11 protein-coding genes are annotated in these 11156 nt (G+C 70.9%); 9 read left to right on the top strand and 2 right to left on the bottom strand.

The genetic code is table 11. The features are described from left to right. Positions 1-2: 2 nt before the first annotated feature. Entirely contained in the window at positions 3-683 is a 681-nt protein-coding gene (mtrA, locus tag V2S04_RS08640) for an MtrAB system response regulator MtrA (RefSeq protein ID WP_413638151.1), read from the bottom strand. Positions 684-878: 195 nt separating this feature from the next. On the opposite strand from mtrA, the gene V2S04_RS08635 reads away from it, so the two are divergent. The 8 genes from V2S04_RS08635 to V2S04_RS08600 all read left to right on the top strand — a co-directional run bounded on the left by V2S04_RS08635 (position 879) and on the right by V2S04_RS08600 (position 9352). Then, positions 879-2228, top strand: a complete 1350-nt coding sequence (locus tag V2S04_RS08635; protein ID WP_413638150.1) for a hypothetical protein — start codon at positions 879-881, stop codon at positions 2226-2228. Then, positions 2225-2893: a DUF4129 domain-containing protein gene (locus V2S04_RS08630; protein ID WP_413638149.1), complete on the top strand. Its 669-nt coding sequence runs from the start codon at positions 2225-2227 to the stop codon at positions 2891-2893. The genes V2S04_RS08635 and V2S04_RS08630 overlap by 4 nt, the downstream gene beginning before the upstream one ends. After that, positions 2890-4086 carry a DUF4350 domain-containing protein gene (locus V2S04_RS08625; RefSeq protein ID WP_413638148.1) on the top strand — a complete coding sequence of 399 codons (1197 nt, stop codon included), beginning with the start codon at positions 2890-2892 and terminating at the stop codon, positions 4084-4086. The genes V2S04_RS08630 and V2S04_RS08625 overlap by 4 nt, the downstream gene beginning before the upstream one ends. Before the next feature lie 56 nt (positions 4087-4142). Continuing rightward, complete coding sequence (locus tag V2S04_RS08620) at positions 4143-5066, top strand: MoxR family ATPase (protein WP_340088066.1); 924 nt, start codon at positions 4143-4145, stop codon at positions 5064-5066. Between the two features lies 1 nt (position 5067). Continuing rightward, positions 5068-6375 (top strand): DUF58 domain-containing protein, encoded by a 1308-nt coding sequence (locus V2S04_RS08615; RefSeq protein WP_413638147.1) that lies wholly within the window; start codon positions 5068-5070, stop codon positions 6373-6375. 53 nt (positions 6376-6428) lie between these two features. Next, entirely contained in the window at positions 6429-6866 is a 438-nt protein-coding gene (locus tag V2S04_RS08610) for a Fur family transcriptional regulator (protein WP_099194846.1), read from the top strand. Then, positions 6859-8355, top strand: a complete 1497-nt coding sequence (locus tag V2S04_RS08605) for a catalase (RefSeq protein ID WP_413638146.1) — start codon at positions 6859-6861, stop codon at positions 8353-8355. Before V2S04_RS08610 ends, V2S04_RS08605 begins: the two co-directional genes overlap by 8 nt. 208 nt (positions 8356-8563) lie before the next feature. Continuing rightward, positions 8564-9352: an aquaporin gene (locus V2S04_RS08600; RefSeq protein ID WP_413638145.1), complete on the top strand. Its 789-nt coding sequence runs from the start codon at positions 8564-8566 to the stop codon at positions 9350-9352. Here V2S04_RS08600 and V2S04_RS08595 read toward each other — a convergent pair. Further along, positions 9339-10328 carry a stage II sporulation protein M gene (locus V2S04_RS08595; RefSeq protein WP_413638755.1) on the bottom strand — a complete coding sequence of 330 codons (990 nt, stop codon included), beginning with the start codon at positions 10326-10328 and terminating at the stop codon, positions 9339-9341. The genes V2S04_RS08600 and V2S04_RS08595 overlap by 14 nt on opposite strands. A 16-nt stretch (positions 10329-10344) precedes the next feature. Here V2S04_RS08595 and V2S04_RS08590 point away from each other — a divergent pair, with 16 nt between their 5' ends. Next, on the top strand, positions 10345-11154 hold the full coding sequence (locus V2S04_RS08590) for an RDD family protein (protein WP_413638144.1): 810 nt from the start codon (positions 10345-10347) through the stop codon (positions 11152-11154). The last annotated feature ends 2 nt before the right edge of the window (positions 11155-11156 follow it).

Below are 11156 nucleotides of genomic sequence, written 5' to 3'. Positions count from 1 at the left end.
TCCTAGCCGACGCTGCCGGCGCGGTAGCCCACGCCGCGCACGGTCATCACGATGCGCGGGTTGTCGGGGTCGAGCTCGACCTTGGCGCGCAGCCGCTGCACGTGCACGTTCACCAGTCGGGTGTCGGCCTTGTAGTGGTAGCCCCAGACCTGCTCGAGCAGCATCTCGCGCGAGAAGACCTGCTGCGGCTTGGATGCCAGGGCGACCAGCAGCTGGAACTCGAGCGGCGTCAGTGCGATGGGAGCCGTGCCGCGGCGCACCTCGTGGGCGTCCACGTCGATCGTCAGGTCGCCGACGCGCAGCACCTCGGTCTCCGCCTGCGGCGTGGGCCGCAGACGAGTGCGGATGCGCGCGACCAGCTCCTTCGGATTGAAGGGCTTGACGATATAGTCGTCGGCGCCCACCTCGAGGCCGCGCACCACGTCGGCGGTGTCGCTGCGCGCGGTGAGCATGATGATCGGCACACCGGATTCGGCGCGGATGCGCGTGCAGATCTCGATGCCGTCCATGCCGGGCAGCATCAGGTCAAGGAGCACGAGATCCGGACGGCTGGTGCGCCAGTCCTCGACCGCCTGCGCACCGTCGGCGCAGAACAGCGCCTCGAAGCCCTCCGTGCGCAGCACGATGCCGATCATCTCGGCGAGCGCGGTGTCGTCGTCGACCACGAGGATACGAGAGGTCATGTTCCGCTCAGCCTCAGCTTTCTCTCCTGTGCGGCGCCGGCTTTCCCCACGCCGGGCGACTCGGATCAGCCTACTTGACAATGCCCCGGGAACGCGGAGGGGTGCGCCCGCCGCCCGCCGAGGGGTGTGCCACGATGGAGGAACAGCGCGTTGGGAGAGCACCGCGCGACGCGAGAGCGCCGAGAGGGAGTGCGAATGAGCGGTCAGGCCTGGACCCCCGCGCCGAGAAGGAGTGCGATCCCCCTGCACCCGATGACCTTCGGGATGATCCTGGGACGATCGTTCAGCGCCCTGCGGCACAACCCGAAGGTGCTCTTCGGGTTCGCCGTGGCCGTGCAGTTCGGCATCACCGCGATCGCCGTCGTCGTCATCGTCCTCGTCGCCGGCTTCGCCGCCGCCCGCATCGCCAGCGTTCCGGCGGGCTCGCCGGATCAGGGGCCGATCATCGCCGGGACCGTTGCCGTCAGCATCTTGGTCGGCGTCGTGCTGACGCTCGCGAGCGTGGCGTTCACCTCCGTCGTGCAGGGGCTCGTCGCGGCGGATGTGTCCTTCGCCGCTCTCGGCAGGAAGGCTCCGCTGCGGTCCCTGTGGTCGCGCGTGCGCCCCGCGTTCTGGCGGCTGTTCGCTTTCGCACTGCTGCAGGGCCTGGCCGCCCTGCTGTGGATGCTCGCCATCGCCGGTGCGGCCGTGGCGATCATGGCCGGTGCGGGCTTCACCGACGGATCGATCGGCATCGCCGTCGGACTGGTCGTCCTGCTCGTGCTCGCCGGCATCCCGCTGGCGGTCTGGCTGAGCACGAAGCTGCTGGTGGTGCCCGCAGCGCTGGTCCTCGAGGGCGCGACGCTCGGTCGTGCTCTGCTGCGATCCTGGCGGCTCATCCGCGGGCGCTTCTGGCCCGCGCTCGGCGTCATGTTCCTGATCGGAGCGATCATGGGGCTCGCGGCGCAGGTGGTGAGCGTGCCGGGCTCGATCGTGTCGGGAGTGATCGGCGGCGTGGTGGCACCGACCGGATCGACCGATGTGAGCGAGATCATCGCCATGATCACCCTCACCGTGCTTCCGCAGATCCTCGTGCTGGCGGTGCAGGCGATCACCCTGGTCGTGCAGGGCACCGGAGCGACCCTCATCTACCTCGACAGCCGCATGCGCTACGAGGGGCTCGATCAGACACTGCTGCGCCATGTCGAGCGCGCCGCGCTGGGGGCCTCGGACGCCGAGCTCGGCGATCCGTACGCCGTCGACCCGGCTCGCGAGGTGTCGAAGACGCCGCCGCCGAAGCAGCCCGCCGGCTACGTCGCGCCGCCGTCCGCCTACGCTGCGAGCGGGTACCGCGCTCCCTATCCGGGCCAGCCGCATCCGGGCCGGCCGTATCCCGGCCAGGCGCCGTATCCCGGCCAGGCCCGTCCGCCTGCTCCCTATCCGCCGCCCTCCCCCTCTGCGCAGCCGGCTCCGCCGAACGCCGCCCCCACGACGCCTCCCCCGACGCAGCCGGCACCGGGCGCCGGGTCCGCTGACGGCTGGGCAGCACCCGGCGCAGCCGAATGATCGCACTTCTCGCCGCCGCAGACGTCTTCGTCCCCGACGGCGACGAAGCGCGCCGCTGGGCGCAGGAGGAGCTGGCGAAAGCCGAGTACCAGGCGGCCAAGCCCAACTGGTTCGATCAGCTGGCCGCCGACATCGCGGAGTGGTTCTTCGGTCTCTTCAACGGCGACGGCACGGGGGCCGTGGCGCCGTTCGCGCTCACGCTCATCACGATCGTCGTCGTGGCGGCCATCGTCGTCGCCCTGCTCGTCTGGGGCCGCCCGCGTGCGTCGCGCAGCACGCCCCGCCGCGGCGATCTTCTCGGCGAGAGAGACGACCGCACCGCGGCACAGCTGCGCGCGGATGCCGAGCGCAGCGCCCGCCAGGGTGAGTGGGATGCCGCCGTGGTGCTGCGCTTCCGCGCGCTCGCGCGCGGGCTGCTCGAGCGGGATCTCATCGATCCGGCGCCCGGCGCGACAGCGCAGAGCATCGCGCGCGAAGCCGCGGTCCCGCTCCCGGGTTCGTCCGCCGCGCTGCACGACGCGGCCACGCTCTTCGATTCGGTCCGCTATCTCGGGGCATCCGCCGGCGAGTCCGACTACCGCACGCTGGCCGCCGCCGATGACGCGATCCGGTCGACCAGTCCGCTCCTCTCCGCACCGACCCACGGCGCGGGGGTGCCCGCATGAGCCCGACCCTCTCGACGGTCGACGACGACACCGCCGGCAGCACTGCGGCGCCGCGCCGAGCCGGCCGGCGCGCGGGTGTCCTCGGCTGGCTGTTCGTGATCGCCCTGCTCATCGGCATCGCCCTGCTGTCTCTGCGTCTTGTCACCACCGCGCCCTCGCTCAGCGGCGTACTCAACCCCGAGTCCCCCGGTCCGGGCGGCGCGAAGGCGATCGCCGAGCTGGTGCGCCAGCAGGGCACCGACGTGGAAGTGGTGCGCAGCCGAGTCGCCGCCGTCTCCGCGATCGAGCCGGGCAGCACGCTGGTGCTGACCGACCCGTTCGCCCTCAGCGACGATGCGGTCCTCTCGCTGCTGGGCGAGGCTGACCGGGTCGTGCTGCTCAGCACCAGCACGCGCACGCTCGACCTGCTCGACCTCGGCACCGGTGCCGCCGGGCTGGGAACGGTCACCGCCGGATGCGGCGAAGCGGAGTTCGACGGGGTGGGCACGATCGAGTCCGAGCGGATGTTCCTCCCCGGGACCGGTGTCGAGGGCTGCTTCCGAGACGATTCGGGCGCAGCCGCGCTGCTCATCGCCGAACGCGACGGAACGCGGGTGTCGTTCGTCGAGGCGACGAGGATGCTCTCCAACCGGCACCTCGCCGAAGACGGCAACGCGGCACTCGGTCTCGCCCTGCTCGCGCAGACCGATCACGTCGTCTGGTACGTCGGATCGTTCGAGGACGGCGACCGGGTCGCCGATGCCGCCGACACCCTCGGCGACCTCACCCCCACCTGGCTGACCCCGGCCATCCTTCTCCTGATCCTCGCCGGCATCGCCGCCATCTGGTGGCGGGGTGCGCGCTTCGGCCCGCTCGTCTCGGAGTCGCTGCCGGTCACCGTCCGGGCATCCGAGACCATGCACGGCCGTGCCCGCCTCACCGCGAAGGCGGCGGATGCTGCGCATGCCGCCGCCGCGATCAGGGCCGGCACCCGTGCACGGCTCGCCCTGCGGCTGGCTCTCAGCCCCCGAGCGACCGCCGTCGAGGTGGCGGATGCGGCATCCGATCGTCTCGGGATCCCCCGAGGATCGCTGCAGGACCTGCTCGACGGCGCTTCGCCCGCCGACGACCGCGAGCTCGTCGAGCTCGCCAGACGACTCGCCGAACTCGAGACGGCGGTCGACACCGCCCATACCGAAAGGACCCGCACGTGAGCGACGAGAGCACCACCCCCACCGCCCCGCCGTCGGACGACGCTCTGCGACAGGCGATGCACCGCGTGCGCATCGAGGTGGACAAGGCCGTGGTCGGTCAGGCCGGCACCGTGACCGGGCTGCTCGTCGCGCTGCTGGCGCGCGGTCACGTCCTGTTGGAGGGCGTGCCCGGCGTCGCCAAGACCCTGGTGGTGCGCAGCTTCGCGCGCGCCGTCGGGCTCGACACCAAGCGCGTGCAGTTCACGCCCGACCTCATGCCCGGTGATGTGACCGGGTCGCTCGTCTACGACGCGCGCACCGGCGAGTTCGAGTTCCGTGCGGGGCCGGTGTTCACCAACATCCTGCTGGCGGACGAGATCAACCGCACGCCGCCGAAGACGCAGGCCGCCCTGCTCGAGGCGATGGAGGAGAGGCAGGTGTCGGCCGACGGGCTCAGCCGCCCGCTGCCCGATCCCTTCCTCGTCGCCGCCACGCAGAACCCGGTCGAGCACGAGGGCACCTACACCCTGCCCGAGGCTCAGCTGGACCGCTTCCTCATGAAGCTCGTCGTCGGCATGCCCGAGCGCGACGCGGAGGTGTCGGTGCTGCGGCTGCACGCCGGCGGGTTCTCTCCTCGCCTGCTCACCGGCGTCGAAGCCGCCGTGACCGCCGAGGAGATCCGCGCCGCGCAGGATGCCGCGGCCCGGGTGCAGGTCACCGACGACGTGCTGGGGTACGTGGTCGACCTCGCCCGCGCGACGCGCCAATCGCCGTCGGTCGAGCTCGGCGCCAGCCCGCGCGCGTCGACCGCTCTTCTCGCCGCGGCGAAGGCCTGGGCGTGGCTGAACGCCTCCACAGCCGTCACCCCCGATCACGTGCAGACGATGCTCATGCCGGTGTGGCGTCACCGCCTGCAGCTGCGACCGGATGCCCAGATGGAGGGCGTCTCCGCCGACGCCGTGCTGCAGTCCGTCGTGCAGCAGACGCGAGTGCCGATCTGACATGTTCGTCACTGCGCTTCTCGCTCCCCTGATCGCCCTGGGCATCGTGCCGACGGTGCTGCTCGGCGCCGCGGGCGTGTCGCCGTGGGCGGTGTTCGGGATCTGGATGCTGCTGTGCATCGTGCTGGTGACGATCGACGTCGTCACGGCACCCGACCCGCGTGCGCTCATCGTCACCCGCTCCACTCCCGCCCGCGGCAGGCTGGGCGAGCCGGCGCGCACGAGCGTCGCCGTGCAGAACATCGGGTCCCGCACGCTGCGCGGACAGCTGCGCGATGCCTGGCAGCCGACCGCGGGCGCCCCCGAGGAGCGCATCCGGATCAGCGTCCCGGCGGGAGAGCGTCGCCGCGTCGAGGTGCCGCTGCTGCCGAGACGGCGCGGCGAGCTGGTCAGCGAGTTCGTCGTGGTGCGCTCCCGCGGACCGCTGGGGCTTGCGGGACGGCAGGCCCGGCACGATGTGCGCGGCACACTGCGGGTGCTGCCCGCGTTCAGCTCGCGCAAGCACCTGCCGTCGCGTCTCGCGCGGCTGCGCGAGCTCGACGGGAACACGTCGATCCAGGTCAGAGGCCAGGGCACCGAGTTCGACTCTCTGCGCGAGTACGTGCGCGGCGATGACATCCGATCGATCGACTGGCGGGCGACGGCCCGAGCCGGCACCACCATGCTGCGCACGTGGCGACCGGAACGCGACAGGCAGGTCGTGATACTGATCGACACCGGGCGCACCGCCGCCGCCCGGGTGGGCGACAGCACGCGTCTGGATGCGTCTCTCGAGGCGGCTCTGCTGCTGTCTGCTCTCGCTGCGCGCGCGGGTGACCACATCAACCTGCTCATGTACGACCGCGTCGCCCGTGCCCGGGTCACCGGTGTCGACGGGGCCGCGCTGCTCCCCGCCCTGACCGACGCGATGGCTCCGGTGCACGCGCGGCTGGTCGACACCGACTGGGCCGGTGCCTTCGCGGCGATCCGCACGCTCACCACGCGGCCGTCGCTGATCGTCGTGCTCACCGCTCAGGACGCCGCGGAGACCGCCCGCGGCTTTCTCGGCGCCTTCCCGACCGCATCCCGCGCGACGACCGTGCTGGTCGGCTCGGTCACCGATGACGCGATCGGCGCTCTGGCCCGCCGGCGCGACTCCAGAGCGGATGTCTACCTCGCCGCCGCGGCCGAGCAGACCCTGGCGGATGCCCAGGTCGTCACCGACGCGATCCGCCGCGCCGGCGGGGAGGCGATCTCGTCCGACCCCGAGCAGCTGCCGCCGCGGATCGCCGACCGCTATCTCGAGCTGAAGGCGGCCGGGCGGCTCTGACACGCCGATCTGATCTGCTCGCTTTTCTGAATCATTCAGAATAAGCTCGGATCATGCGTCTCTCCGACATCGATGCCCAGCAGCGCCTGCGCGCCGCGGGCTTGCGCGTCACCGTGCAGCGGATCAGGGTGCTCGAGGCTGTCGCGGAGAGACCCCACGCCTCAGCGGACGTCGTCTTCACTTCGATCCGCGACGCGCTTCCCGGTGTCGCGGTGGCGACCGTGCACGGCGTCCTGAACGACCTCACCGCCGCCGGGATCGTGCAGCGGGTGAATCTGCCCGACGTGGGCAGCGCACTGTACGAGCTGCGCAGCGACGACAACCATCACCACGTGCAGTGCGTCAGCTGCGGTCGCGTCGAGGACGTCTCGTGCGCGATCGGCGCCGCGCCCTGCCTGCATCCCTCCCATGACCACGGCATGCGAATCCTCGAAGCCGCGGTCACCTACCGAGCCCTCTGCCATGAATGCGAAAGGAACAGCAATGGCTGACAAGCCCGCAACCACCACACAGACAGGAACGCCCGTCGCGAGCGACGCGCATTCGCTGACCGTCGGCGCCGACGGCGTCACGGCGCTGCACGATCGCTACCTGGTCGAGAAGCTCGCCTCGTTCAACCGCGAGCGCGTGCCCGAGCGCAACCCGCACGCCAAGGGCGGAGGCGCGTTCGGCGAGTTCGAGGTCACCGAGGACGTCTCGGCCTACACCCGTGCGGCCGTCTTCCAGCCGGGCGCCAAGAGCGAGACGCTGCTGCGCTTCTCGTCGGTCGCCGGCGAGCAGGGCTCCCCCGACACGTGGCGCGACGTGCGCGGCTTCTCGCTGCGCTTCTACACCACCGAGGGCAACCTCGACATCGTCGGCAACAACACCCCGACCTTCTTCCTCCGCGACGCCATGAAGTTCCCCGACTTCATCCACTCCCAGAAGCGTCTCGGCGCGTCCGGCCTGCGCGACGCCGACATGCAGTGGGACTTCTGGACCCTCTCGCCCGAGTCCGCCCACCAGGTGACCTACGTCATGGGCGACCGCGGCCTCTCGCGCAGCTGGCGCCACCTCAACGGCTACGGCTCGCACACCTACCAGTGGGTCAACGCCCAGGGTGAGCGCTTCTGGGTGAAGTACCACTTCCTCTCCCACCAGGGCGTCGAGCGCATGTCCGCCGGCGAGGCCGAGCGCATCGCCGGCGAGGACGCCGACTACTACCGCCGCGACCTGTTCGAGGCCATCGAGCGGGGCGAGTTCCCGAAGTGGGACGTGCACGTGCAGATCATGCCGTACGAAGAGGCCAAGACCTACCGCTACAACCCCTTCGACCTCACCAAGACATGGTCGAAGAAGGACTACCCGCGTATCAAGGTGGGCACCTTCACGTTGAACCGCAACCCGCAGAACTTCTTCGCCGAGATCGAGCAGGCCGCCTTCTCGCCCGGCAACCAGGTTCCCGGCACCGGCATCTCGCCCGACAAGATGCTGATGGCCCGCGTGTTCTCGTACTCCGACGCGCAGCGCTACCGCATCGGGGCGAACTTCAACCAGCTGCCGGTGAACCAGCCGCACGCGGCCCAGGTGCGCAACTACATGCACGAGGGTCAGATGCAGTACCACTACGCCCCCGCCGAGCACCGGGTGTACACGCCGAACTCGTACGGCGCCGCCGGCGGCCCCGAGGCCGACCCGCTGCTGGGTGTCGAGGCCAGCTGGGAGTCCGACGGCGAGCTCGTGCGGTCGGCGGCGACCCTGCGCGAGGACGACGGCGACTTCGTCCAGGCGAGCATCCTCTACCGAGAGGTCTTCGACGACGAGGCACGCGAGCGCTTCGTGCAGACCCTCGTCGGCCAGTACAGCGGACTGACCGTTCCTGCGATCCAGGAGCGCTTCTTCTGGTACTGGACCCAGGTCGACCAGGACCTCGGTGCTCAGCTTCGCGCCCTGGCGGGCGCACCCATCGGCGAGCCGGAGCCCATCGGCATCGGCGAGTGATCTGACCCGCGCCGTTCACGACGGTGGTCGCAGCCCCCTGCTCTCAGGGAGCTGCGACCACCGTGTCGTCGCGGGCGCGTCCCTCCTCGGTGCGTACGCCGATCCATCGCGAGCCTCCGCCGACCGCCGTGCGCGCGGCGAGCCTGAGCTCGTGTCGCGAGATTTGGAGGGATGATGAAGCTCACGGCTGTGTGATTTGGAGAGTGCGATGACTGTGAACCCACCCCCGTCGGCTCCCTCGCTGAGCGCTCGCCTCACAGCCGAGGGCTTCGGATCGTTCCTGATCGTGTTCGTCGGCATCGGGACGACGCTGTTCACCGCCAACCTGTTCGCCGATCCAGGGGCGGGATCGGCGGTGTACGTGGCGGTGGCCCTCGCCTTCGGCCTGGCGCTGCTCGCCGCGTTCGCCTCGTTCGCGCCCGTCTCGGGCGGGCACTTCAACCCCGCGCTGACGATCGGCGCCGCGGCCGCCGGGCGTCTGGCGTGGCGCGACGTGCTGCCGTACCTGATCGCACAGGTGATCGGCGGCGTGATCGCCACGACGGCGCTCATCGTCGTCGGCCTGTTCGGACCGGACGCGTGGCTGGAAGGTGTTCAGGATGCCGGGTTCGCGAGCACCGGCTGGGGTCCGCTCTCCCCCGGCGGGTTCGGGATGCCCGCGGCGATCGTCATCGAGGTGATCCTCACCCTCCTGCTGGTGCTCGTCTTCCTCAGCGTGACGCACCCCGAGCGCGGCACGCCACTGGCCGGCATCGCGATCGGCCTGACCTTCGCGGCGATCCAGCTCGTCGCGATCCCCGTCGACAACGGCGCCGCGAATCCGGCGCGCTCGATCGCCACCGCCATCTACGGCGGGATCGACCCGCTGGCGCAGCTGTGGGTGTTCCTGGTGTTCCCCGCGCTCGGCGCGGCGGCGATCGGGATCGCCTACCGTGCGCTGTTCGACGGCGCGGCGGCGTCCGAACCGGCTGACGGACCGTCCGTCAGCCCGCGGTGAGAGTCGGCGTGCCCGCCTCGTACTCGACGAGATCGCCGCTCTCGCCTCGCCTGGCCGCACGGCGGCCGATGACGAGCATGTAGAACAGGAAGCCCGCCAGCGCGAGCGCTCCGATCCCGATCTTCACCGGCCACGCCAGATCCGATCCGGTGACGAATCCCTCGACCAGTCCCGACAGCAGCAGCACGAACACGAGCCCGATCGCGACCGTCGCGAGGGCGCGCCCGCCCTCGGCGAGCGATTGCGCCCGAGTGCGGCGTCCTGGTGCGGCCCACGCCCAGAAGATGTGCAGCCCGGCGGCGGCGGCGACGAAGATCGCCGTGAGCTCGAGCATCCCGTGCGGAAGGATGTGCAGCACCATGGTGTCGAGTCGCCCGTAGGCCGACATCACCGCCGCGGCGACGCCGAGCCCGAAGGCGTTCTGAACCAGCATCCACACCGGCCAGGCACCCGTCACGCCGAACAGCACGCACTGCATGGCGATCCAGGCGTTGTTGAGCCATACCATCCCGGCGAACGATGCCATCGGCCCGTAGTAGTCGACGAAGTCCTCCTCGGCGTACTGCTTCAGCACCTCCGGCGGCCCGAGCGTCGCGATCAGCGCCGGGTCGGAGGCTATCCAGGCGCCGGTGATCACAACGACCAGCACGAAGGATGCCGCGATGACACCGGTCGTCCAGCGGATCCGGTACAGCGCAGCCGGCAGCTGCAGTGCGAAGAAGCGGCCGGCCTGCGCGAGCACGTTGTCGCTCGCACCGGTCAGCCTCAGGCGTGCGGCGGCGAGGATCGTCGACAGGTACGCGCCCTGCGGCGAGTCACCCACCGATGTCTTCAGCTCGGCCAGGTCCGCGGATGCGGCTCGATAACGGACGATGAGCTCATCGACCTCTGCTCCGCTGAGCCGTCGTCTGCGGCTGAGGTCGTCCAGCCGCTCCCACTCCGGGCGGCGGGCGTCGGCGAGAGCATCGGCATCCACCTGATTTACTGTACTCATGTCCGCCACGATCACCGATGAGCAGGAGATCCTCTCCGGCGAGGCCGTCGCGATCGACGTGCAGCCGGTCGGGTTCGTGCTGCGCGCAGCCGGCGCCCTGATCGACATGGCCCTCGGCATCGTGCTGTTCATCGCCGTCACCTGGGTGCAGGTGTGGCTGATGTCGGAGGGACTGCTCACCGAGCACACGTTCCGCATCCTGATGATCTGCGCCGCCGTGCTGAGCTTCCTCGTGCTGCCGATCACGGTCGAGGTGGCGACACGGGGACGCAGCCTCGGCAAGCTCGCCGTCGGCGGGCGGATCGTGCGCATCGACGGCGGCGCGATCACCTTCCGGCACACGTTCATCCGCGCGCTGGTCGGCGTTCTCGAGGTGTACATGACCTTCGGCGGGGCCGCGGTGATCACCGGTGCGCTCACCGCGCGCTCTCAGCGGCTGGGCGACCTGGTCGCCGGAACCTACTCGCAGCGCGTGCGCACGCCCGCGCTGCCTGCGCACCAGCCGTACCTGCCCCCCTCCCTCGCCGGATGGGCGTCGATCGCCGACGTCGCGCGGATGCCCGACCGGCTCGCGCGGCGCATCTCGCAGTTCCTGGCGCACGCCCAGCGCCTGTCGCCTGCGGCGCGCGCCGGGGTGGCGCAGGAGCTCGCCGCGGAGGCACGGCCGTTCGTGTCGCCGGTGCCCGCGGTGTCCGCAGAGGAGCTGCTGCTCGGCATCACCGTGCTGCGGCGTGAGCGGGAGAAGACCGCGCTGACGAACGCCGACGAACGGGCCGAACGGCTCAGCGGGCGTCGTATCCGGCTCTGACC

It is taken from the genome of Microbacterium sp. OR21 (assembly GCF_047306785.1).
Taxonomy (GTDB): Bacteria; Actinomycetota; Actinomycetes; order Actinomycetales; family Microbacteriaceae; genus Microbacterium; species Microbacterium esteraromaticum_E.
This window is presented reverse-complemented; position numbering and strand designations above follow the sequence as displayed.

What these genes read in the sequence shown, in the direction of transcription:
- mtrA (WP_413638151.1), bottom strand. Translation starts at nt 683, where the DNA reads ATGACCTCTCGTATCCTCGTGGTCGACGACGACACCGCGCTCGCCGAG.
- V2S04_RS08635 (WP_413638150.1), top strand. Translation starts at nt 879, where the DNA reads ATGAGCGGTCAGGCCTGGACCCCCGCGCCGAGAAGGAGTGCGATCCCC.
- V2S04_RS08630 (WP_413638149.1), top strand. Translation starts at nt 2,225, where the DNA reads ATGATCGCACTTCTCGCCGCCGCAGACGTCTTCGTCCCCGACGGCGAC.
- V2S04_RS08625 (WP_413638148.1), top strand. Translation starts at nt 2,890, where the DNA reads ATGAGCCCGACCCTCTCGACGGTCGACGACGACACCGCCGGCAGCACT.
- V2S04_RS08620 (WP_340088066.1), top strand. Translation starts at nt 4,143, where the DNA reads ATGCACCGCGTGCGCATCGAGGTGGACAAGGCCGTGGTCGGTCAGGCC.
- V2S04_RS08615 (WP_413638147.1), top strand. Translation starts at nt 5,068, where the DNA reads ATGTTCGTCACTGCGCTTCTCGCTCCCCTGATCGCCCTGGGCATCGTG.
- V2S04_RS08610 (WP_099194846.1), top strand. Translation starts at nt 6,429, where the DNA reads ATGCGTCTCTCCGACATCGATGCCCAGCAGCGCCTGCGCGCCGCGGGC.
- V2S04_RS08605 (WP_413638146.1), top strand. Translation starts at nt 6,859, where the DNA reads ATGGCTGACAAGCCCGCAACCACCACACAGACAGGAACGCCCGTCGCG.
- V2S04_RS08600 (WP_413638145.1), top strand. Translation starts at nt 8,564, where the DNA reads ATGACTGTGAACCCACCCCCGTCGGCTCCCTCGCTGAGCGCTCGCCTC.
- V2S04_RS08590 (WP_413638144.1), top strand. Translation starts at nt 10,345, where the DNA reads ATGTCCGCCACGATCACCGATGAGCAGGAGATCCTCTCCGGCGAGGCC.